Here is a 21,572-nt window from a genome sequence, read left to right as displayed (position 1 = left end):
GCCGCCTCACGCGGAGTGCAGCTCCTGCAGCAAGGCGTCTATGAGGGTGCGGTCGCGCGGCTGGGTAAGGCGATTTCTGGCCGCGGCGGGGGACAGCCACACAATCCGGTCGACCTCGTCGCCTGCGGCGAACGAGCCGCTGGTGGCCTGGGCGGCCCAGTAGACGACTCTTTTCGGCCGGCCGTTGGCCACGTAGTACGCGGTGGGCAGCCGGACGCCGGGCACACAGCGGTGCCCGGTCTCCTCCAGCACCTCGCGCAGCGCCCCGGCCAGCGGGTCCTCGCCCCGCTTGAGCTTGCCCTTGGGGTGGGACCAGTCGTCGTATTTCGGCCGGTGCACGAGACAGATCTCGATGCCCTCGTCGCCGAAGGGGGAGTGCCGCCACAGCACGCACCCGGCGGCCAGCACGGTGTCGGTCTCCACGTCTCTCATGACGCAGCCCTCATGACACGTCCCCCACGTCTCTCGTTGACGCAGCCCTCATGACGCGGCCCTCATGACACCGGTGCGCCGGTCCGCTGCCGCCACACCTGCTGGAAGGCGAACCGGGCCGCCTCGACCTCGTGCCGCTGGTCGGCGTGCAGGACGCCGAGCGCGTACGCCGTGGCCGGGGCGATCCGCGGGGTGCGGGCGGCCGTGGCGGCGGCGGTCGCGGCCTCGGCGGCGTCCCGGTGCCGGTCCAGGAGGAGCCCCGCCTGGCACAGGACCGTCTCGCCGCCCCGGTCCAGGCCCCGGTCCAGACTTCGGTCGGGGATCCGGTCCAAGCCGCGGTCCAAGCCCCGGTCCAAGCCGCGGTCGAAGCCTCGCTCCGGGACCCGGTCAGGGCCCCGGCCCGAGGCCGGGCGCAGGACTTCCTGCGCGTACCGGTGCAGTCGCAGCAGCAGCCGCACCTGGTGCCAGGGGGCGTCCTGGGCCTCCCCGCCGGGGGCCGCGGCCAGGCCGTTGACCAGGGCGTCCGCGTTGTACGGATGGGCGGCGCGGCCCAGCGGCAGGGCGGCGACGGCCTCCAGCAGCCGCCGCTCGGCGACCTCGGCGGGCGGCGTCAGCGCCTCGGCGGCCGGGGCCGCGGCGACCGCCCCGAGCGGCAGCTCGGAGGCGAGCACGGCGACGGCGTCGGCGACGGCGTGGAACCGGGACGACCCCAGCGCCTGCAGCGCCGCGGAGTGCGCCCGGGTCCGGGCGAGGGTGAGCTGCCGCTCCAGCAGCGCCCCGGCCCGCGCGGCCCCCACGGTCAGCGCCCCGGCGGTACGCCGGGCGGGCCCGCCGTCGTCCCCGGGGCCGCCCCCGAGATCGCCCAGCGGCGCCGCGGACGTCCCCTGCGGCAGGCAGGCCCGCAGCTCCGACCTGGCCGGGGGCAGCGGAGCGGCCCCCGACAGCCGGGACAGCGCGTCCAGCAGGCGGGCGAGGCGGGAGGTGTGCGCGTGCTCCTGGCCCAGCGTCGCGGACAGCCAGGCCAGCTCGGTGCGCAGGTCGTCCGCCCAGGCCGGGTCCAGCAGCGCGCGGAACGTGTGCAGCGCGCCGCTGATGCGACGGGAGGAGCGGCGCAGCGCCCGCGCCGCCTCCGCGGCCCCCGCGGTGTCCGCGCCGCTCTCGCTGTGCAGTCTCAGGCTGCGCAGGAACTCGCCCGCCTGCGCGTGGAGATACCGGGCGAGGGCGTCGCCTGCCGTCGCCGGGGCCGGGTGGGCCGGGACGGGGGCGGCTGCCCGCCGGGAGAGATCAGGGTTGTGCACGCCGGCGCCTCCGGGCGTCTATGAGCATCTCCTGTACGTGCCGCAGCGGCTGGCCCTCCGGGTCGGTGGCATGCCGGGTCCACGCGCCGTCCGGGCCGAGATGCCAGGAGGCCGTGCTGTCGGACATGCCCGTCTCCAGCATCCGGGTCAGGGCCGCGCGGTGGGCCGGGTCGGCGACCCGTACCAGTGCCTCGATACGGCGGTCGAGGTTGCGGTGCATCATGTCGGCGCTGCCGAACCACACTTCGGGCTCTCCGCCGTTGCCGAAGGCGAAGATCCGGGAGTGCTCCAGGAAGCGGCCGAGGATCGAGCGCACCCGGATGTTCTCCGAGAGGCCGGCGACGCCGGGGCGTATCGCGCAGATGCCGCGTACCCAGATGTCCACCGGCACGCCCGCCATCGCCGCCCGGTAGCAGGCGTCGATGACCGCCTCGTCCACCATCGAGTTGACCTTGATGCGCACGGAGGCGGGGCGTCCGGCGCGGTGGTGCGCCACTTCCTTGTTTATTCGCGAGATCAGGCCGTCGCGCAGGGACTTGGGCGCGACGAGGAGGCGCCGGTAGGTCTCCCGGCGCGAGTACCCCGACAGCCGGTTGAACAGGTCGGAGAGGTCCGCGCCGACCTGCGGGTCCGCGGTCAGCAGCCCCAGGTCCTCGTACAGCCTGGCCGTCTTGGGGTGGTAGTTGCCCGTCCCCACGTGCGAGTAGCGGCGCAGGGTCTCGCCCTCCTGGCGGACCACCAGCGACAGCTTGCAGTGGGTCTTCAGGCCCACCAGCCCGTACACCACATGGCAGCCGGACTCCTCCAGCTTGCGGGCCCACTTGATGTTGGCCTGCTCGTCGAAGCGCGCCTTGATCTCCACCAGCACCAGGACCTGCTTGCCGGACTCGGCCGCGTCTATCAGCGCGTCCACGATCGGCGAGTCGCCCGAAGTCCGGTACAGCGTCTGCTTGATGGCGAGGACGTCCGGGTCGGCGGCGGCCTGTTCGAGGAAGGCCTGCACGGAGGTGGAGAAGGAGTCGTACGGGTGGTGCAGCAGGACGTCGCGCTCGCGCAGCGCCATGAAGATGTCCGGCGCGGACGCCGACTCGACCTCGGAGAGGTCCCGGTGGGTGCCCGCGACGAACTTCGGGTACTTCAGCTCGGGCCGGTCCAGCGCCGCGATGCCGAAGAGGCCGGTCAGGTCCAGCGGCCCGGGCAGCGGGTAGACCTCCGCGTCCGACACCTTCAGCTCGCGGACCAGCAGGTCCAGGACGTACGGGTCGATGGACTCCTCGACCTCGAGCCGCACGGGCGGGCCGAAGCGGCGCCGCATGAGCTCCTTCTCCAGCGCCTGGAGGAGGTTCTCGGCGTCGTCCTCCTCGACCTCCAGGTCCTCGTTCCGCGTCACCCGGAACATGTGGTGCGCGAGCACCTCCATGCCGGGGAACAGCTCCTCCAGATGCGCCGCGATGACGTCCTCCAGCGGGACGTACCGCTGCGGGGAGGCCTCCAGGAAGCGCGAGAGCAGCGGCGGCACCTTGACCCGGGCGAAGTGGCGGTGGCCGCTGACCGGGTTGCGGACGACGACGGCCAGGTTCAGCGAGAGGCCGGAGATGTACGGGAAGGGGTGCGCGGGGTCCACGGCCAGCGGAGTGAGCACCGGGAAGATCTGCTGCCGGAACAGCGTGAAGAGGCGGGCCTGCTCCTTCTCGGTCAGCTCCGGCCAGCGGATGAGGTGGATGCCCTCCTCCGCCAGCGCGGGCGCCACGTCCTGCTGGTAGGCCGCGGCGTGCCGGGCCATGAGCTCGCGCGAGCGGGTCCAGATCAGGTCGAGGACCTCGCGGGGCTGCAGACCGGAGGCGGAGCGGGTCGCGACGCCCGTGGCGATGCGGCGCTTGAGTCCCGCCACCCGGACCATGAAGAACTCGTCCAGGTTGGACGCGAAGATCGCGAGGAAGTTAGCCCGTTCGAGGAGGGGCGTCGCCGGATCCTCGGCGAGCTCGAGCACTCGCTCGTTGAACGCGAGCCAGCTGCGCTCCCGGTCCAGGAACCGGCCCTGAGGCAGCTCGCCGGCCCCCCCGGCGTACTCCTCCTCGTATCCGTCCAGGTCAGCGTCTATGTCCGGCTCCAGATCGGAGACTGTGGCCGCGACGGTATGGGGGCGGTGCGCCGCGATGGAAGCGACGGACGGCTGGGGGTGCTGGACCGGTACCTCGGCGGGCTGCTGGCTCATGAACCCATTCTTCCGCGTGGACGGCGTAACAGGCGCGTCGGAGAGGGCCGGGACAAGAGCGTTTCTCCCGTGGAGGGGGTCGGGCACAGCGGGCTGCATTGAGAGAGAGTCGCAAGGATGTCTGAATGCCCGGTAACGGCGACATGACATGCAGGCGCGGTCGTGATGAGCGGAGCCCGGCTGAGGCCTTACGGGCGTGGGCCGGGGGGCGGGAACGGCGGGGGAGCGGGCGGGGATGCGGACCGGAGACGGACGGTTACGAGGGGTCCGGACGGGGGCCGGATACCGTCCTGGGCGGACCGTCGCGAGCGGTCCGGATGGGGGCCGGATGCGGACCGTCTACGAGCGGCCGATCGAGGAGGGTCCAGTGAGGTGGGCCCAGCGAGGAGCAGCCCGTCCAGACCGTCCCCGATGGCCCGTTCCGAGGGCCCGTCCCGGCGGCCCGTCCACGACCGGACCGCCCCCTACGCTCCGGAGGCGGTCCTGCGGGCGCGGCGACCCCGCCCCGGGCTTTCAGCCGGTCACGGCTCACGACTCCGTTCGGTACATCAGATCGACCTCGTGGGTGACGAAGCCCAGCCGCTCGTACACCGTCAGCGCCGCCGTGTTGTCCGCGTCGACGTAGAGCATCGCGGTCGGCGCGCCCTCGGCCGCCAGATGGCGCAGGCCGATGGCGGTCAGGGCCTTGCCGAGGCCGCCTCCCTGGGCGTCGGGCCGGATGCCGACGACGTACACCTCCCCCAGCTGCTCGGCGGCGTGCATCTTCGTCCAGTGGAAGCCGATCAGCTCCCCCTCCCGCTCGGCGAGGAAGAACCCCTTGGGGTCGAACCACGGCTCGGCCTTGCGGTCGTCGAGGTCGCGCTGGGTCAGCGCGCCCTGCTCGGGGTGGTGGGCGAAGGCGGCGGCGTTCACGGCGAGCCAGGCGGCGTCGTCCTGGCCGGGCACGAAGGCGCGCACGCTCACGCCGGGCGGGAGCACCGGCTCGGCGATGTCCAGCGGGGCGGTCAACGGGCGTCGGAGCTGGCGCAGTTCGCGGAACAGGGTCAGGCCGAGGACCTGGGCCAGATGGCGGGCCGCCGACCTGCCGCCGTGCGCCCACATCCGCAGCCGCTTGCCGGAGGCCCCGAGCAGCGCCGAGCCCAGCGCCCGCCCATGGCCGCGCCCCCGGTGGGAGGGGTGCACCACGAGCTCGGCGGCCGGGGCCTCGATCGGGTCGGTGTCCTCCAGCTGGGCGTACCCGATGAGCTCCCCGTCGTAGGTCAGCAGGAAGTGGCGGACGCCCTCCCGCCGCCCGCCGCGCAGCTGCAGCCGCCCCTGCTCGGAGACGGCCTGCGTGCCGTCGGACTGGGCGGCCGCCTCGAGCATGCCGAGCACGTCCTGGGCCTGGTCGGCGGTGAGCTCGTCAAGGGTCTGGATGTGCCGGCCGGGCTCCAGGGCTGGTACGTCAATCGTCATGTCTCGAGGGTACGGCGGGGGATGCGCGCCACGGGCGGGCGATACGCGAAGAAACGCCCATTGGCGAATGAAGGCAACCAGGTCGTAACCCGTTCTCCCCTGTCGCGCTACGCGCGTTGACTCTAGGCTGCCGCTCGCACCCTCAGACCACGCTGAACTGACAAGGGGACAGATGTCGGCGACACAACAGAAGAACCGCGCGACCCGACGGAACCGGCGCGTGCTCGCCGTGGCCGCGGGACTGGCCACCGTGGGCGCGCTCGTCGCCGCGATGCCGGCCGGCGCGAGCGCGACGCCGGGCGCGGCCGCCGGGGAAGGCCGCGGCGACTGGCGGCACAAGATGCGCACCGTCGATGTGCAGCTGCTCTCCTTCAACGACTTCCACGGAAACCTGGAGCCGCCGGCCGGCTCGGCCGGGACGGTCAGCGAGAAGCAGCCCGACGGCACGGTCAAGGCCATACCGGCGGGCGGCGTCGAGTACTTGGCGACCTCGCTGCGCACCGCGCGCAAGGGCCACCCGTACTCCATCACCGCCGCGGCCGGCGACCTGGTCGGCGGCAGCCCGCTGCTGTCCGGCCTCTTCCACGACGAGCCGAGCATCGAGGCGCTCAACAAGATCGACCTCGATGTGACGTCGGTGGGCAACCACGAGTTCGACGAGGGCGCGGCCGAGCTCGCCCGCCTCCAGAACGGCGGCTGCCACCCGGTCGAGGGCTGCTTCGAGAAGGGGAAGAAGTTCAAGGGCGCCGACTTCCCCTACCTCGCGGCCAACGTGACCAAGGAGAAGACCGGCAAGCCGATCCTGAAGCCGTACACCGTCTGGGAGAAGAAGGGTGTGAAGATCGGCTTCATCGGAGTGACCCTGGAGGGCACCCCGGACATCGTCAACGCCAACGGCATCAAGGGTCTCAAGTTCCACGACGAGATCGAGACGATCAACAAGTACGCCAAGGAGCTCGACCGCAAGGGCGTGAAGTCGATCGTCGCGCTGCTGCACGAGGGCGGCTCGCCCGCCTCGACCTCGTACAACTACGACTGCGACTCCCCGGGCGCGGGCGACGGCATCTCGGGGCCGATCGTCGACATCGCCAAGGGCGTCACGCCGAAGGTCGACGCGCTGGTCACCGGCCACACCCACCAGGCGTACGTGTGCAGCATCCCGGACCCGTCCGGCAAGCCGCGCATGGTCACCTCGGCGTCCTCGTACGGCAAGCTCTTCACGGACACCACCCTCACCTACGACCGGCGCACCAAGGACATCGTGCGCACGTCGGTGAAGTCCGCGAACCGCATCGTCAGCCGTGACCAGGCCAAGGCCGCGGACATGACCTCGCTCATCGAGCGCTGGAGCAAGCTGGCCGGCCCGATCGCGAGCCGCCCGCAGGGCTGGATCTCCGCCGACATCAACGGCCGTGGCTCCACCGCGCCCGAGAAGCCGCTCGGCGACCTGATCGCGGACGCGCAGCTGCAGGGCCTGGCCCCGGCGGACAAGGGCGGGGCGCAGCTCGCGCTGATGAACCCCGGCGGCATCCGCTCCGACCTCGTCTACAAGGCGAGCGGCGGCGAGGGCGACGGCGTGGTGACGTACGGGGAGTCCTTCACCGTGCAGCCGTTCACCAACATGATGAACGTCGTCGACCTGACCGGCGCGCAGCTGATCACCGCGCTCCAGCAGCAGGTCAGCGGCCCGAACGAGGCGTCGCCGAAGATCCTCCAGGTCTCCCAGGGCTTCACCTACACCCTGGACCTGACCAAGACGGGCGCGGCGCGGGTCGTGGTGGACTCGGTGAAGCTGAACGGCGCGGCGATCGACCCGGGCAAGACCTACCGCGTCGCGATGAACGAGTTCCTCGCGGGCGGCGGCGACGGCTTCGCGGTGCTGAAGGAGCACAAGAACAAGCTCGTCGGCGCGTCGGACCTGGACGTCTTCAACGCGTACCTGGCGGCCAACTCGACGGCTGCGAAGCCGATCACGCCGCCGGCGGCGAACCGGATCACGGTCATCCAGTAACCCTGCCTGGGCCGTCGGCCGAGCAGGAACGATGCGGCTCGGCTGGCGGGCTGGCGGGCTGGCGGGCTGCCGGCGAGGAGGCGGGCGGCCGGCTGGCGGGGTGGCGAGACGCCAACGAGCGGGGCGGTGGGCTAGGTGCCCACCGCCCCGTCTTGCTGCGGCCCCTCTGGAAGCCGGTCGCGCCGGGCACGCGTCGCCGCGAGGCGGCGGGGAGTTCAGCCCGTTCGGCCTTGGGGGCCGTGCCTGTAGGGCGTACGGGGCGGGGTTGGTCGTTCCGCCCCGCGCCGCTCGTGCCGGGCGCGTCGCCCGCGCACCGCCGTCCGTGCTACCCGCGCCGGGCAAGCAATGCCGCCCCGGCGGAGGGGGGAGCCTGTCCGGCCTTGGGGGCCGCGCCCGCAGGGCGTACGTGACGGGGCACTCGCCGTATCCGCCCCGCGCCGTCCGCGCCGGGCACGCATCGCCGCCGAGGCGGCGGGGAGTTCAGCTCGCCCGGCCTTGGAGGCCGCCCCCGCCGGGTGGACGGAGCGGGGCCCCGACCCGCCCGCCCCCGGCGTGCCGATCCAGCCGTTTATTACTGGCCAGTCCAGACTCTCCCCCTCTTGACGTGAACCCGCCATAATTCCGGCCATGGACCGACTGGACCGACTGGACCGACGGAGCTTTCTCGTGGGCGCGGGCGCCTTTTCCGTGGCCGCTTTTATCGGCGCGCCGAGCGCCCTCGCCGCGCCTCGCCGTACGCTCTCCGCGCAGGACTGGATGGCGGGTCACGGCGACTCGACGCCCCTGCAGCGGCTCACCATCCCAGGCACCCACGACTCGGGCGCACGCTTCGGCGGTCCGTGGGCGGAGTGTCAGAACACCACCATCGCCCAGCAGTTGAACAGCGGAGTCCGCTTCCTCGATGTCCGGTGCCGGGTCACCGGCGACTCCTTCGCCATCCACCACGGCCCCGCCTTCCAGAACATGATGTTCGGCGACGTCCTCATCGCCTGCCGCGACTTCCTCGCCGCCCGCCCCTCCGAGACGGTCCTGATGCGGGTCAAGCAGGAGTACTCGAGCGACAGCGACGCGACCTTCCGCCGGATCTTCGACACCTATCTGGACGTCAAGGGCTGGCGTCCGCTGTTCCGGATCGGCGAGGGGATACCCGCCCTCGGCGAGGCCCGCGGCAAGGTCGTCCTCCTCGCCGACAACGGCGGACTGCCCGGCGTGCGCTACGCCGACGGCGCGCTCTTCGACGTCCAGGACGACTGGAACGCGCTGCCGGGCGCCAAGCTCCCCAAGATCCAGGCGCAACTGCGCAAGGCGGTCCAGCAGCCGGGCAAGCTGTTCGTCAACTACGTCTCCACCTCCGCCAGCCTGCCCCCGCGCTGGAACTCCGACTACCTCAACCCACGCGTCCACTCCTTCGTCGACGGCCCTGAGGCGAGCGGCTGGAGGGGGCTCGGCATCGTGGCGATGGACTACCCCGCCACCCGCTCCGGCCTGGTCGACTCGCTGCTGCGGCACAACTAGCCCGCGAGGACGGACCAGCACAGGCTCGTCCCGCTAGGACATGACCAGTCGCCGCCCGCCGAACGCAGCCCGCATCCGCCGGTCGTGCGTAACCACCACCAGCGAGCCGGTGTAGGAGGCGAGCGCCGCCTCCACCTCCTCCACCAGCGCGGGGGAGAGGTGGTTCGTCGGCTCGTCGAGCAGGAGCAGGTCGGCCGGCTCGGCGACCAGCCGGGCCAGTTCGAGCCTGCGCCGCTGGCCGGTGGAGAGTGTCCGCACGGGGGAGGCGAGGTCCTCGGCGCGGAACAGCCCGAGCGCGAGCAGCTCCTCGGCGCGCTCGGCGCCGTACGCCTCGAGGACGGTGCGGCCGTCGAGCACCTGCTCGGTGTGCTGGCGCAGGAAGCCGACCCGGTCCGGCCTGCTCACCGTGCCCGACGCGGGCGTCAGCTCGCCCGCCAGCACCTGGAGCAGCGTGGACTTGCCGGCCCCGTTCGGCCCGGTGATCAGCAGCCGCTCGCCCGGCGCGATGCTCAGCTCCTCCAGGGCGAGCCGGCCCGGCACGCGGACGCCGGTCAGCTCGACGCCCTTGTCCGCCCGCCCCTCGATCCGCCCGGCGAAGCGCAGCGGCTCCGGGGGCGGCGGCACCGGGTTCTCGGTCAGCCGGCGCTGGCGCTCGCGCGCGCTGCGAATACGGCTCATCGCGCCGTGCGCCCGTGACCTCGCGCGGAACGCGCCCGCGCCGCTGAAGGCGGCCGGCGCCTTGCGCGGGATGGCCGAGAGCAGGCCGATGCTGGACTCCGCCAGCGCGGTGCTGCGGGCCAGCTCGGCGCGCCACTCCTCGTGCTCGCGGGTCCAGCGCGCCCGCGCGGCGGCCTTCGCGGCGAGATAGCCGTCGTAGCCGTTGCCGTACCGCCGTACCGTCCGCAGGTCCTGGTCCACCTCCAGGACGGCGGAGGCGACCCGGTCGAGGAACGCGCGGTCGTGGGTGACCGCGACGACCGTGCCGCGGTGGGCCCGCAGCTGCTCCTCCAGCCAGCCCACGGCCTGGTCGTCGAGGTCGTTGGTCGGCTCGTCGAGCAGCAGCAGCTCGGGCGCGGAGGCGAGCGTCGCGGCCAGCGCGAGCCGGGAGCGCTGCCCGCCCGAGAGGGTGGCCAGCGGGCGGGCCCGGTCCAGGGGCCGCGTCTCGCCGAGCCGGCGCAGGGCGACTTCGACCCGCCGGTCGGCGTCGTGGCCGCCGCGCGCCTCGAACTCGGCGACCAGGTCGGCGTAGTACGCGTACGAGGCCTCGTCTGGGTCCCCTCCGGCTGCCAGGTCCGCCTCGGCGGCGCGGATCCGCCGCTGGAGGGAGCGCAGCTCGGCGAGCGCGAGGTCGACGGCGTCGCCGACGAGGGCGTCTCCGGGAAGGTCCAGCGTCTGGGCGAGGTGGCCGACGCCGCCGGGGGCGGCGACGGTGAGCGTTCCGTTGTCGGGCTGCTCCTGTCCGGCGAGGAGGCGCAGCAGCGTGGACTTGCCGGAGCCGTTGTCGCCGACGACGCCGACCTTTTCACCCGGGCGGACGGTGAAGGAGACGCGGTCGAGGACGAGGCGGTCGTCGTAGCGCTTGGTGACGTCGGCGACGGTGAGCTGGGAGACGGCGAGCGGGGAGACGGCGGTGACTGGGAACAAGCGGTCCTCTTTTCATGGGCGACGGCTGGCACGAGACGGAGACGAACCGTTCCGTCTCGCATGACCGTCAACGTAGCACCGCCGACCGCACCCCGCAAGACGCAGCGTCTCGTTGACTTCTCGGGTTCTCAGGTCTCAGGGAGCCGCCGGCGGCGGAGTCGACGCCCCCGGCAGCCGGATCACCGCCCGCGCGCCGCCGCCCTCCGCGGGGCCCAGCGCGATCTCGCCGCCCGCATGCTGGACCGTGCGCGCCACGATCGACAGGCCGAGGCCGGAGCCGGGCAGCGCGCGGGCGGACGGCGAGCGCCAGAACCGCTCGAAGACGTGCGGCAGCTCGTCCGCGGGGATGCCGGGCCCGTGGTCCCGTACCGTCAGCTCGCCCGCCGTGAGGGACACGTCGATCCGGCCGCCCGGCGGCGAGAACTTCACCGCGTTGTCCAGCACATTGACCAGCGCCCGCTCCAGCGAGGCCGGCTCCGCCCGTACGTACCAGGGCTCCAGCTCCGCCTCGATGCTCAGCTCGGGCCCGCGCAGCCGCGCCCGCTCCAGCGCGGCCTCGGCGATCTCGTGCAGCGCGACGACCTTCAACGGCTCGGCCTGGACGGCGTCCGGCCGCGACAGCTCCTGCAAGTCGCCGATCAGCGCGGCCAGTTCGGTCATCTGCGCCTTGACCGATGCCATCAGCGCGCGCTTGTCCGCGGGCGGGATCGCCCGGCCGGTCTCCTCGCTGCGCGCCAGCAGCTCGATGTTCGTCCGCAGCGAGGTCAGCGGCGTCCGCAGCTCGTGCCCGGCGTCCGCGATCAGCTGCGCCTGACGGTCGCGGGAGGAGGCGAGCGCGGCGGTCATCGAGTTGAACGACCGGGACAGCCGCGCGATCTCGTCCTCGCCGTCGACCGGGATGCGCACGGTCAGATCCTCCGTCCGCGCCACGTGCTCGACGGCCCCGGTCAGCCGGTCCACCGGCTTCAGGCCGGCCCGCGCGACCCATAGGCCGGCGGCGCCGGCGGCCACGACCCCGATGCCGGACACGATGAGCAGCAGCAGCGCCAGATCGTCGAGGGTGCCCTCGGTCTCCTTGAGGGGGAAGGCGATCAGCAGCGCGGTGTCCGCGACGACCCCGCCGGCCGAGCCGCCGTCGACGACGGCCGCGATGGTGAGGACGCGTACGTCCCTGCCCTCGGAGTCGGTGCCGTTGCGGAACGTCAGGACGGTCGGGTCCGCGTCCCTCGCCACCCGCTGGTCGACGTCGTCTACCTTGACGGTGCCGGCGGAGCGGGGGAAGACGCAGGCGTCGTCGTTGTCCGCCCGGACGAGCTGGACGTAGTAGACGGGCTTGGGGCCGTAGTCGGTCTGCCGCGCCGGGGCCTGCGAGCAGTCGCGCAGCGTCACGACGGCGTCGGTGGTCCGCAGCGGGGCGGTCTGCGCCTTCAGCTTGGAGTCGATCTCGTCGAGCAGCTTGCCGCGCACGACGAACCAGCACGTGGTGGACACCGCGGCGACCGCCACCGCCACGGCCACGGCCACCAGCAGCGCCAGCCGGGACCGCAGGGGCAGGGTGCGGAACCTCTTGATCACTCGGGGAGCCTCTTGATCACTTGTCGAACCTCTTGCTCACTCGGGGCCGCCCGACCGCAGCGCGTACCCCACGCCGCGCACGGTGTGCACCAGCCGCGGCTCGCCGGCCGCCTCCGTCTTGCGGCGCAGATACATCACGTACACGTCCAGGGAGTTGGAGCTGGGCTCGAAGTCGAAGCCCCACACGGCCTTGAGGATCTGCTCCCGGGTCAGCACCTGACGCGGATGCGCGAGGAAGAGCTCCAGGAGCGTGAACTCGGTACGGGTCAGCTCGACCCGGCGCACACCCCGGTGGACCTCGCGGGTGGCGAGGTCCATCCGCAGATCGGCGAAGGCGAGCACGTCCTCGTCGACGGCGGACGCGCCGGCGACGCTCGCGTACGAGCTGCGCCGCAGCAGCGCCCGCACCCGGGCGAACAGCTCGTCCAGCTCGAACGGCTTGACCAGATAGTCGTCCGCCCCCGCGTCCAGCCCGGTCACCCGGTCGCCCACGGTGTCGCGGGCGGTGAGCATCAGGATCGGCGTCGTCGACCCGGAGGCCCGCAGCCGGCGGGCGGCGGTCAGGCCGTCCATCCGGGGCATCTGGACGTCGAGGACGATGAGGTCGGGCGCGTAGTCCTCCGCCAGGGTGAGCGCCTCGACGCCGTCGACGGCGACCTCGGTGGCGTACCCCTCGAAGGCCAGCGAGCGCTGGAGCGCCTCGCGCACGGCGGGCTCGTCGTCGACGATCAGGATGCGTTCGCCTTCACGGTGGGTCGTCATGGCCTCAGCCTCGCACGCTCCCTGCGCGGCTCTCAGCTGTCGCCGCCGGAGCGGAGGTCGTCCAGGTCCGCCTTGACGGTGTCCACGGGGATGGCGAAGCCGAGACCGACGCTGCCTGCGGTGGATCCGGTCGCGGAACTGGGCGAGTACATGGCCGAGTTGATCCCGATGATCTCCCCGTTCATGTTGATCAGAGCGCCGCCGGAGTTGCCGGGGTTGAGGGAGGCGTCGGTCTGGATGGCCTTGTACGTGGTCTTGGACTCGCCGGTGTCGCCGTTGAACTGCTGACCGCCGAACTCGAAGGGCCAGCCCTCGCGTGGGCTCTGCTGCCGCTCCTCGTCCTTGGCGACGGTCACGTCGCGGTCGAGCGCGGAGACGATGCCGCTGGTGACGGTGCCGGTCAGGCCCTCGGGCGAGCCGATGGCGACGACCTCGTCGCCGACCTTGACCTTGCTGGAGTCGCCGAGCGCGGCGGCCTTGAGGCCCTTCGCGCCCTGGAGCTTGATCAGCGCGAGGTCCTTGTCCGGGTCCGTGCCGACGACGTCGGCGGTGTACGTCTTGCCGTCGCTCAGCCGGACCTTGACGGCGTCCGCGCCGGCGATCACGTGGTTGTTGGTGACGATCTCGCCGTCGGAGGTGACGATCACGCCCGAGCCGGTGGACTGGCCGGCGCCCGTGCTGGCGGCGATCTCCACGATGCTCGGCGAGACGGCCTGCGCGACGCCGGCGACGGTGCCCTTGCTGCTCTGCGCCACGGTGGTCCCGTTCACGGCGTTGCCGCTCGAGCCGCCGTCGCCGCCGGCGAGCCGCTCGAGGAGTACGGAGGCGCCTCCGCCGATCGCGGCGGCGACGATCGCGACGGCGGCGATGAGCGCGACGGGCCGCTTGGCCCTGGCCCGCCGCCCGTGCTCGGGGGCGGGGGCGAAGGGGGGAGGAGGCGGGTAGGCGTGCGGGGCGGGCGCCTGCGCATAGGCCTGCGGCGGCTGCGGGTACGGCTGCGCCTGCGGCTGGTTCTGGGGCGGGTACGTGTAGTCGTCCGTCATGAGTACGACTCTGGGCGCGCTGGATGAGAACGGTCTGAGGACGCCGTGAGAAGCCCGACAGAAGGTCGTATGCCCCATGTAAGGGAGCGGGCGGGAGCGCCGCGACAGGGGCCATAGGGCCCACGCGCCGGGACCCGGTCCCGACGCGTCAGCCCCTCACTCGCCCTGTCAGCCCGCCGCCCGGTCAATCCTCGCCCGGGCAGCCCTCGCCCGGTCAGCTCGCCGACCGAGCAACCCGTCAGCTCGGCAGCCGGTCAACCCGTCTGCGCCGTCACGCGCAGCCCCGCCGTCACGCGCAGCCCCGCCGTCACGCGCAGCTCCGCCCTCACGCGCAGCCCGCCGTCACGCGCACCCGCAGGACCGGCGGATCACCAGGCCCGACGGGAACTGCCGCACCCGCTCCCGGCGAGAGCCCGCGACCCGCAGGCCGTCGTCCAGGACCAGGTCCACCGCCGCCCTGGCCATCGCCGGACGGTCCGAGGACACCGTCGTCAGCGGCGGGTCCGTCAGGGCCGCTTCCTTCACGTCGTCGAAGCCCGCCACCGCCAGCTCGCCCGGCACGTCTATGCGCAGCTCGCGCGCCGCGCGCAGCACGCCGATCGCCTGGTCGTCCGTCGAGCAGAAGATCGCCGGCGGGCGGTTCGGGCCCGCGAGGACCTCGAGAGCCACCCGGTAGGCGTCGTAGCGGTTGTACGGCGCCTGGAAGAGCCGTCCCTCCGTCGAGCGGCCCGACTCCTGCATCGCCCGCCGCCAGCCCTCGACGTGGTCCGCCACCGGGTCGCCGACCGCGGGGGTCGACTCCACGCCGCCCAGACAGGCGACGTAGGGGTGCCCGTGCTCCAGCAGATGCCGCGTCGCCAGCTGCGCGCCGCCGATGTCGTCCGTGACGACGGCGACGTCGTCGATGGCCTCCGGGCGCTCGTGCAGCAGCACCACCCGTGCGTCCCACGCCTCGATCTCGGCCGCCGCGCGCTCGCTCGGGCCCTGGCTGACCAGGATCAGTCCGGAGACGCGCATGCCGAGGAAGGCGCGCAGATAGTGGACCTCGCGCTCGTCGCGGTAGTCGGAGTTGCCGACGAGGACCATTTTTCCGCGCTCGGCCGCCGCCTGCTCGACCGCGTGCGCCATCTCCGCGAAGAACGGCTGCCGCGCGTCCGGCACGATCATGCCTATGAGGTCGGTCCGCCGCGACGCCATCGCCTGGGCGACCCGGTCGGGCCGGTACCCCAGCTCCTTGATCGCTGCGAGAACCCGCTCGCGCGTGGCCGGGGCGACCGGCCTCGGTCCGTTGTTGATGACGTAGCTCACGACCGCGGTCGAAGTACCCGCCAGTCGCGCCACATCGTCCCGCGTCACCTTGGCCACGCGCGGCAGTCTACGCGGGGTGACCTACCTCTGGGCAGGGCGTACGGCTGGTTCGTGCTGCTCGGCCGGGTCCTCCGAATGGCCGATCGAGGGCGCCGAGCCCGCCGCGGCCTTCGCCTTGGCCTCCTCCGCGGCCCGCTCGACCTTCTCCGGAGCGACGAATCGGTAGCCGACGTTGCGCACGGTCCCGATGAGCGACTCGTGCTCCGGGCCGAGCTTCGCCCGCAGCCGCCGCACATGGACGTCGACCGTGCGCGTGCCGCCGAAGTAGTCGTATCCCCAGACCTCCTGGAGGAGCTGGGCCCGGGTGAACACCCGTCCGGGGTGCTGCGCCAGATACTTCAGCAGCTCGAACTCCTTGAAGGTCAGATCGAGGACCCGCCCCTTCAGCTTCGCGCTGTACGTCGCCTCGTCGACCGACAGATCGCCGTTGCGGATCTCCATCGGGCTGTCGTCCGAGGTGATCTGCTGGCGGCCCGTCGCGAGCCGGAGCCGGGCCTCGACCTCGGCGGGGCCCGCCGTGTCGAGCAGTACGTCGTCGATGCCCCAGTCGGCGGTGACGGCCGCGAGACCGCCCTCCGTGACGACCAGGATCAGCGGGCAGCCGGGGCCGGTGGACCGCAGCAGCTGGCACAGCGACCGCACCTGAGGCAGGTCGCGGCGGCCGTCGATCAGGATGACGTCCGCGCCGGGGGTGTCGACGAGGGCGGGGCCCTCGGCCGGCGCCACCCGGACGTTGTGCAGAAGCAGTCCCAAAGCAGGGAGCACCTCCGTCGACGGCTGAAGGGCATTGGTGAGGAGCAGCAGTGAGCTCATCGCTCCCCACCTGCCCGGGTCGTCTTGCGGTCGTGCACGGTTCGCTCGCCCATAACGTCGGTTCCTCCTCGGTCCCTGCGAGGACGTTGCGGCACTGCTTCGTTCGGGTGGCGGCCCCCGCGCCCTGGGGCCCGCCGTTCACCTGCCTGAAACAACGGACAGGAAACACAAAAGGACCCGGGGGCGACATTGCCCGGATCCTCTGCCCAGCAGAATAGCCCACATGAGTTCGGAGGCAGAGGGTTCTTTTCGCAGATCACGTGTTCCCTCGCTCACGCAGGACCCGCTTCGGGCCATGCTGCGCACGGCCGACGGCGTCCGGATCGAAGCGGTGTACGAGCGGTGTACGGCAGGCGCCGGGGGCACATTCGGCGGCCCCGCGGCCGACCCGGCGAGCACCCCCGCGATCGTCGTAGCGCACGGCTTCACGGGCGCGGTCGACCGGCCCGCCGTACGCCGGGCGGCGCGGGTGTTCGCGCAGCGTGCGGCGGTCGTGACGTTCTCCTTCCGGGGGCACGGCGGCTCCGGCGGACGCTCCACGGTCGGCGATCGGGAGGTGCTCGATCTGGCGGCCGCGGTGGAGTGGGCACGGACTCTGGGACACACCCGGGTGGCCACGGTGGGCTTCTCGATGGGCGGATCGGTCGTACTGCGCCACGCCGCCGCGCACAGCGCGCAGCGCGAGCCGGAGCACGGGGGGCGCAAAGAAGCGCGAACGGACGCGGTGGCGGCCGTCAGCGCCCCGGCACGCTGGTACTACCGCGGCACGGCGCCGATGCGGCGGCTCCACTGGATCGTCACCCGGCCCGTCGGCCGGATCGTGGGCCGCTATGGATTCGGCACCCGCATCCATCCCAGGCAGTGGGACCCGGTCCCGCTCTCCCCGGTCGAGGCGGTCCCGCTGATCGCCCCGACCCCGCTGCTCGTCGTCCACGGCGACCGCGACCCGTACTTCCCGCTGGACCATCCGCGCATGCTCGCCGCGGCGGGCGACGCGGAGCTGTGGCTGGAAGCGGGCATGGGCCACGCCGAGAACGCGGCGGACGACGAGCTGCTCGCCCGCCTCGCGGACTGGCTCGTACGCGCATAGCCCATGATGGTGGCGACGAACGCCGAGGAAAGGAGCGCCGCAATGGCAGCGGGGACCATCCGCTACTGGGCCGCGGCCAAGGCCGCCGCCGGGACCGCCGAGGAGCCGTACGCCGCGGAGAGCCTGGCCGAGGCGCTGGCAGCCGCGCGCGAGAGGCACCCGGGCGAGCTGGTGCGCGTACTCCAGAGGTGTTCGTTCCTCGTCGACGGCGACCCCGTGGGGACTCGGGGCCATGAGACCGTACGGCTTGCCGAGGGCGGCACGGTCGAGGTGCTCCCGCCGTTCGCAGGAGGGTGAACCGCACATCATGAGCAGCGATCAGCAGTACCCGTATCAGCAGCCGCACCAGCCGCAGCCCCACGAGCCGCACCCGCAGCAGGCGTACCAGCAGCCGCAGCAGGCGTACTACCCGGACTACCAGGACCCCCAGCAGGAGTACCAGGGTCACCAGGAGTACCAGGGCCAGGGTCACCAGGAGTACCAAGGCCAGGGCCAGGGGCACCACGAGTACCAAGGCCAGGGCCAGGGCCATCAGGGCCACCAGGAGTCGTACGACTCCGGCGCGACCCAGACCTGGCAGGCCGAGACCTGGGACACCCACTACCAGCCGGTCGTGCAGCGCCCCGCTGAGCCGCACCACCAGCCGCACCAGCAGCCCGTCCAGGCGGCTCAGCTTCCCGTGCAGCCCATGCAGCCCGCGCAGCCGGCGCAGCACCTCGCCGCCGACGCCGCGTACGCGACGCACGCCGCCTCCCCGCTGCCGCCCGAGGTCCCGGCCGCGCAGCCGTACGCGACCCCCGCGGCCGCGCCCGAGTACAGCGCCCCCACCACCGTCGGCGGCGGCGCCCCGATGACCGCCGCCCAGCGCGCCCGCGCCGAGGGCCGCTCGCAGATCATCGCGCCCGGCATGCAGCCCGCCGCCCTGACCGCCGCGCTGGGCCTGCTGCTCGCCGGCGGCGCGGCCGTCGGCGCGTACGCGCTGGTCGTGCCGCTCGTCCTGCTCCAGGCCGTCACCGCCGCCGGCTGGTTCCGGCTGAACGGCATGTGGCCCGCCCGGCAGGGCATCGCCCTCGCCTTCGCGGGCGGCCTCGCCGCCGACGTCGTCCTGCTCGCGGTCGGCCGGGGGAACGCCCCCGCCGCCATCGTCGGCACCCTCGGGGTGTGGGTGCTGCTCACGCTCGTCCTCCAGCTGCGCAGCCACGCGGGCGCCGACGAGCGGATGTACGGCCTGATGGCGACCGTCGCCTCGGCCGCGCTCGCCGTCCTGGCCGCCGGCCATCTCGCGGCCCCCTCGGACGCCGTCGTGATCGGCGGCGTCGCGGTGGCCGCGGCCGTCGTGGCCCGCGCGCTGCCGCTGCCCTCCATCGCCTCCGTCGCCGTCGCCCTGCTGGTCGCGGCCGGCGCGGGCATCGCCGCGGGCGCTCTCACCGACATCGGCGCGCAGGGCGCGCTGCTCGGCCTCGCGGCCGGCGGGTGCGCGCTGATCGGACTGCGGGTGGCCAGCTACGACTACCCGTCCCGGTTCGTGCACATGACGGCGGGCGTGGCCCTGCCGCTGACGGCCGCGGCCCCGGCGGTCTACCTGATCGGCCGCGCCCTGGTCTGACCGCGGAACCAAAGGACTCGGGCGAACGTCGATCATTCCGAGTGACTGCGGAGGCCGCAGACGCCGTAGAGACGACGACTGTGTCTGCTGTGTCTGCCGTGACTACTGCCTCTGCAGAGATTTCAGGGATTGCAGAGACCACGTCGTCCCGATGGTTACCCGACGGTTATAAGCTCGCGGGCGTCACGGGGGCCAGACCAGGGTGGGGGACAACGAGCAATGCGTGCACTGCGAATACTGCTGATCATCGCTGTGATCGTGGGAGGCGTCTTCGTCGCCCTCGACCGCATCGCGGTCAACATGGCGGAGGACGAGGCCGCCGGCCGTATCAAGCTCCAGCAGGGTCGGGCCGGCTCGACCGAGGTCTCGATCAAGGGCTTCCCCTTCCTGACCCAGGTCGCCGGCAAGGAGCTCGACGAGGTCGGGGTCACGATGACCGGCATCGAGGCGAGCGCCAACGGCCGCCCGGTCCGCATCAGCGAGATGTCCGCCGACCTCTTCGAAGTGCGCCTGGGCGACGGGTACTCCAGCGCCACCGCGAGCCGCGCCGAGGGCGAGGCGCGGATCTCGTACGAGGACCTCACCAAGGCCGCGCAGGACGGCGTCACCGTCGCCTACGGCCAGAACGGCAAGGTCAAGGTCACCGGCTCGGTCGAGGTGCTGGGCCGCACGGTCACGCGTAGCGTCGTCTCCTCGGTCAGCCTGGTCGGCGGCACCACGATCCGGGTGCGCGCCGACGCCGTCCCGGGCGGCGGCATCCCCGGCATCGAGGAGCTGGTCCGCAAGAAGACCGACTTCGACCGGCAGATCAACGGCCTGCCGGCCGGCCTCAAGATCGAGAAGGTCGAGGCCAGGCAGGACGGCGTCGTGTTCACGGTCGCCGGCAAGGACATCGTGCTGGCCGGCTGAGCGGTCGAGCATCTGCGCGGTCGAGCACCTGCGGGGCCGAGCTGCTGAGCTGCTGAGCGGCGCCCGCCCGCTCGGTGGCCGAAAGTGCTCGATCGGCGGTGTGCGGCCGCTTTTCCCTTGGAGCGCGGCCGCATACTGAGACGGTCGTGTCCGATGGGCAGAAAGCTATGGGGCGCAAGGGCTCGCGGGGGCAGGCGGGGTCTGCCGAAGCGATTATTCGTACCAGATAGTGGATGATCGCGTCTCATTATTCGACACACCGGTGACATCGCGGCCGAGACGTCCCTACGATCGGTGGCATGAAGCGACAGGCGGATCTCACGAAGCGGCGGGCAGTAGACCTGTGCCGCGTCGCCGCCATGCTCTGTCGCACTGTCTGAGCGGGGTCCCCGACACCCGTATTCCCCGGGCCCTTTGACCGCAGTCAGGGCCACCCCGTGCGCCACCTACGCCCCTGCCCTCGGCGTACCCGCACACCCCTCTTCGCACCACCGCCGCACACTGCCCCGGAGGAGACAGCACATGAGCCGCAGCGACGTCCTGGTAGACGCCGACTGGGTCGAGGCCCACATCGACGACCCGAAGGTCGTCATCGTCGAGGTCGACGAGGACACCTCGGCGTACGAGAAGAACCACATCACCAACGCCGTCCGGATCGACTGGAAGCAGGACCTCCAGGACCCGGTCCGCCGCGACTTCGTCGACCAGGAGGGCTTCGAGAAGCTCCTGTCCGCGAAGGGCATCGCCAACGACGACACGGTCGTCCTCTACGGCGGCAACAACAACTGGTTCGCCTCGTACGCCTACTGGTACTTCAAGCTCTACGGCCACGAGAGCGTCAAGCTCCTCGACGGCGGTCGCAAGAAGTGGGAGCTCGACTCCCGCGACCTGGTCGCCGAGGTGCCCCAGCGCGCGGCCACCGAGTACAAGGCCAAGGCTCAGAACACCTCCATCCGCGCGTTCCGCGACGACGCCGTCGCCGCGATCGGCAACCAGAACCTGGTCGACGTGCGCTCGCCCGACGAGTTCAGCGGCAAGCTGCTCGCCCCGGCGCACCTTCCGCAGGAGCAGTCGCAGCGTCCGGGCCACATCCCGAGCGCCCGCAACATCCCGTGGTCGAAGAACGCCAACGACGACGGCACCTTCAAGTCGGACGACGAGCTCAAGGCGCTCTACGCCGACGAGCAGGTCGACCTGTCGAAGGACACCATCGCCTACTGCCGTATCGGCGAGCGCTCCGCGCTGACCTGGTTCGTGCTGCACGAGCTGCTCGGTGTCGAGAACGTCAAGAACTACGACGGCTCGTGGACCGAGTACGGCTCGCTGGTGGGCGTGCCGATCGAGCTCGGCGCGAACAAGTAATCCCGGACCCCCGACCTTCAAGGAGTACTCATGTGTGGAGCACAGGCCGGCGGCCCGGACGCTTCGACGATCAAGCCCGGTGAGACCACGATCCAGGGCAGCGTGACCCGCGACGGCGAGCCGGTCACCGGCTACGTCCGTCTGCTGGACTCGACCGGCGAGTTCACGGCCGAGGTCCCGACCTCGGCGACCGGACAGTTCCGCTTCTACGCGGCCGAGGGCACGTGGACGGTGCGCGCACTCGTCCCCGGCGCCACGGCGGACCGTACGGTCGTCGCGCAGACGGGCGGTCTGGCGGAGGTCGCCATCGCGGTCTGATCCGTCTCGACTGATCAGTCTCGTACCGGCCGAAGGGCCGCACCCCAGGGGGTTGGACGCTCACTGGCGGGGTGCGGCCCTTCGGTCGTTCCCTGCAGCGGCGGGTCCGGGCGTGCTTGGGGCGCGTGCTCGGGCCGGGCGGGCCCTTCAGCCGTA

At 72.4% G+C, this 21,572-nt stretch carries 19 protein-coding genes; 9 read left to right on the top strand and 10 right to left on the bottom strand.

The window, feature by feature from the left end:
* Positions 1–6: 6 nt before the first annotated feature.
* The 4 genes from AB0M39_RS13055 to mshD form a co-directional block, all read right to left on the bottom strand.
* Complete coding sequence (locus AB0M39_RS13055; protein WP_365363351.1) at positions 7–432, bottom strand: NUDIX hydrolase; 426 nt, start codon at positions 430–432, stop codon at positions 7–9.
* A gap of 62 nt (positions 433–494) precedes the next feature.
* Positions 495–1,730, bottom strand: coding sequence for a CHAD domain-containing protein (locus AB0M39_RS13050; protein WP_365363349.1), 1,236 nt, complete (start codon positions 1,728–1,730; stop codon positions 495–497).
* Complete coding sequence (locus AB0M39_RS13045) at positions 1,717–3,945, bottom strand: RNA degradosome polyphosphate kinase (protein ID WP_365363347.1); 2,229 nt, start codon at positions 3,943–3,945, stop codon at positions 1,717–1,719. The genes AB0M39_RS13050 and AB0M39_RS13045 overlap by 14 nt, the downstream gene beginning before the upstream one ends.
* Before the next feature lie 528 nt (positions 3,946–4,473).
* Positions 4,474–5,400 (bottom strand): mycothiol synthase, encoded by a 927-nt coding sequence (gene mshD, locus AB0M39_RS13040; RefSeq protein WP_365363345.1) that lies wholly within the window; start codon positions 5,398–5,400, stop codon positions 4,474–4,476.
* Positions 5,401–5,572: 172 nt separating this feature from the next.
* On the opposite strand from mshD, the gene AB0M39_RS13035 reads away from it, so the two are divergent.
* Together AB0M39_RS13035 and AB0M39_RS13030 are read left to right on the top strand one after the other, a co-directional pair.
* The gene (locus AB0M39_RS13035; protein ID WP_365363343.1) at positions 5,573–7,411 is read left to right on the top strand and encodes a bifunctional metallophosphatase/5'-nucleotidase; all 1,839 of its coding nucleotides are present in this window, start codon (positions 5,573–5,575) and stop codon (positions 7,409–7,411) included.
* A gap of 627 nt (positions 7,412–8,038) precedes the next feature.
* The gene (locus AB0M39_RS13030) at positions 8,039–8,926 is read left to right on the top strand and encodes a phosphatidylinositol-specific phospholipase C (RefSeq protein ID WP_365363341.1); all 888 of its coding nucleotides are present in this window, start codon (positions 8,039–8,041) and stop codon (positions 8,924–8,926) included.
* Positions 8,927–8,959: 33 nt separating this feature from the next.
* Here the strand turns inward: AB0M39_RS13030 and abc-f are convergent, their stop codons facing one another.
* The 6 genes from abc-f to AB0M39_RS13000 all read right to left on the bottom strand — a co-directional run bounded on the left by abc-f (position 8,960) and on the right by AB0M39_RS13000 (position 16,131).
* Positions 8,960–10,570 carry a ribosomal protection-like ABC-F family protein gene (gene abc-f / locus AB0M39_RS13025; RefSeq protein ID WP_365363339.1) on the bottom strand — a complete coding sequence of 537 codons (1,611 nt, stop codon included), beginning with the start codon at positions 10,568–10,570 and terminating at the stop codon, positions 8,960–8,962.
* A gap of 135 nt (positions 10,571–10,705) precedes the next feature.
* Positions 10,706–12,145: a HAMP domain-containing sensor histidine kinase gene (locus tag AB0M39_RS13020; protein WP_365363337.1), complete on the bottom strand. Its 1,440-nt coding sequence runs from the start codon at positions 12,143–12,145 to the stop codon at positions 10,706–10,708.
* A 36-nt stretch (positions 12,146–12,181) separates the two neighbouring features.
* Positions 12,182–12,907 (bottom strand): response regulator transcription factor, encoded by a 726-nt coding sequence (locus AB0M39_RS13015; RefSeq protein WP_365363335.1) that lies wholly within the window; start codon positions 12,905–12,907, stop codon positions 12,182–12,184.
* 32 nt (positions 12,908–12,939) lie between these two features.
* Complete coding sequence (locus AB0M39_RS13010; RefSeq protein WP_365363333.1) at positions 12,940–13,950, bottom strand: trypsin-like peptidase domain-containing protein; 1,011 nt, start codon at positions 13,948–13,950, stop codon at positions 12,940–12,942.
* A 342-nt stretch (positions 13,951–14,292) separates the two neighbouring features.
* The gene (locus tag AB0M39_RS13005; protein ID WP_365363331.1) at positions 14,293–15,315 is read right to left on the bottom strand and encodes a LacI family DNA-binding transcriptional regulator; all 1,023 of its coding nucleotides are present in this window, start codon (positions 15,313–15,315) and stop codon (positions 14,293–14,295) included.
* A 24-nt stretch (positions 15,316–15,339) separates the two neighbouring features.
* Entirely contained in the window at positions 15,340–16,131 is a 792-nt protein-coding gene (locus tag AB0M39_RS13000; protein ID WP_365363329.1) for a response regulator transcription factor, read from the bottom strand.
* A 223-nt stretch (positions 16,132–16,354) separates the two neighbouring features.
* Here AB0M39_RS13000 and AB0M39_RS12995 point away from each other — a divergent pair, with 223 nt between their 5' ends.
* From AB0M39_RS12995 to AB0M39_RS12965, 7 genes are all read left to right on the top strand, one after another.
* Positions 16,355–17,221 (top strand): alpha/beta fold hydrolase, encoded by an 867-nt coding sequence (locus AB0M39_RS12995; protein WP_365363327.1) that lies wholly within the window; start codon positions 16,355–16,357, stop codon positions 17,219–17,221.
* Between the two features lie 42 nt (positions 17,222–17,263).
* Positions 17,264–17,518, top strand: a complete 255-nt coding sequence (locus AB0M39_RS12990; protein ID WP_365363325.1) for a MoaD/ThiS family protein — start codon at positions 17,264–17,266, stop codon at positions 17,516–17,518.
* 10 nt (positions 17,519–17,528) lie between these two features.
* Entirely contained in the window at positions 17,529–18,827 is a 1,299-nt protein-coding gene (locus AB0M39_RS12985) for a hypothetical protein (protein WP_365363323.1), read from the top strand.
* Between the two features lie 219 nt (positions 18,828–19,046).
* Entirely contained in the window at positions 19,047–19,736 is a 690-nt protein-coding gene (locus AB0M39_RS12980; RefSeq protein WP_365363321.1) for a DUF2993 domain-containing protein, read from the top strand.
* Positions 19,737–20,035: 299 nt separating this feature from the next.
* Positions 20,036–20,116 (top strand): putative leader peptide, encoded by an 81-nt coding sequence (locus tag AB0M39_RS12975; RefSeq protein WP_350203226.1) that lies wholly within the window; start codon positions 20,036–20,038, stop codon positions 20,114–20,116.
* A gap of 142 nt (positions 20,117–20,258) precedes the next feature.
* Positions 20,259–21,098, top strand: a complete 840-nt coding sequence (locus AB0M39_RS12970; RefSeq protein WP_365363319.1) for a sulfurtransferase — start codon at positions 20,259–20,261, stop codon at positions 21,096–21,098.
* A 30-nt stretch (positions 21,099–21,128) separates the two neighbouring features.
* A complete protein-coding gene (locus AB0M39_RS12965; RefSeq protein WP_046498161.1) occupies positions 21,129–21,416 on the top strand; it encodes a DUF1416 domain-containing protein in 288 nt (95 codons plus the stop codon).
* The last annotated feature ends 156 nt before the right edge of the window (positions 21,417–21,572 follow it).

The organism is Streptomyces sp. NPDC051907, assembly GCF_040681075.1.
GTDB lineage: Bacteria > Actinomycetota > Actinomycetes > Streptomycetales > Streptomycetaceae > Streptomyces.
This window is presented reverse-complemented; position numbering and strand designations above follow the sequence as displayed.

Excerpts from the sequence above, each read along its gene's own strand:
- AB0M39_RS12970 (WP_365363319.1), top strand. The coding sequence starts at position 20,259 with ATGAGCCGCAGCGACGTCCTGGTAGACGCCGACTGGGTCGAGGCCCAC.
- AB0M39_RS12980 (WP_365363321.1), top strand. The coding sequence starts at position 19,047 with ATGCGTGCACTGCGAATACTGCTGATCATCGCTGTGATCGTGGGAGGC.
- AB0M39_RS13055 (WP_365363351.1), bottom strand. The coding sequence starts at position 432 with ATGAGAGACGTGGAGACCGACACCGTGCTGGCCGCCGGGTGCGTGCTG.
- AB0M39_RS13000 (WP_365363329.1), bottom strand. The coding sequence starts at position 16,131 with ATGAGCTCACTGCTGCTCCTCACCAATGCCCTTCAGCCGTCGACGGAG.
- AB0M39_RS13035 (WP_365363343.1), top strand. The coding sequence starts at position 5,573 with ATGTCGGCGACACAACAGAAGAACCGCGCGACCCGACGGAACCGGCGC.
- AB0M39_RS12995 (WP_365363327.1), top strand. The coding sequence starts at position 16,355 with ATGAGTTCGGAGGCAGAGGGTTCTTTTCGCAGATCACGTGTTCCCTCG.
- AB0M39_RS13015 (WP_365363335.1), bottom strand. The coding sequence starts at position 12,907 with ATGACGACCCACCGTGAAGGCGAACGCATCCTGATCGTCGACGACGAG.
- AB0M39_RS13030 (WP_365363341.1), top strand. The coding sequence starts at position 8,039 with ATGGACCGACTGGACCGACTGGACCGACGGAGCTTTCTCGTGGGCGCG.
- mshD (WP_365363345.1), bottom strand. The coding sequence starts at position 5,400 with ATGACGATTGACGTACCAGCCCTGGAGCCCGGCCGGCACATCCAGACC.
- AB0M39_RS13045 (WP_365363347.1), bottom strand. The coding sequence starts at position 3,945 with ATGAGCCAGCAGCCCGCCGAGGTACCGGTCCAGCACCCCCAGCCGTCC.
- AB0M39_RS12985 (WP_365363323.1), top strand. The coding sequence starts at position 17,529 with ATGAGCAGCGATCAGCAGTACCCGTATCAGCAGCCGCACCAGCCGCAG.
- AB0M39_RS12975 (WP_350203226.1), top strand. The coding sequence starts at position 20,036 with ATGAAGCGACAGGCGGATCTCACGAAGCGGCGGGCAGTAGACCTGTGC.
- AB0M39_RS12990 (WP_365363325.1), top strand. The coding sequence starts at position 17,264 with ATGGCAGCGGGGACCATCCGCTACTGGGCCGCGGCCAAGGCCGCCGCC.
- AB0M39_RS13010 (WP_365363333.1), bottom strand. The coding sequence starts at position 13,950 with ATGACGGACGACTACACGTACCCGCCCCAGAACCAGCCGCAGGCGCAG.
- AB0M39_RS12965 (WP_046498161.1), top strand. The coding sequence starts at position 21,129 with ATGTGTGGAGCACAGGCCGGCGGCCCGGACGCTTCGACGATCAAGCCC.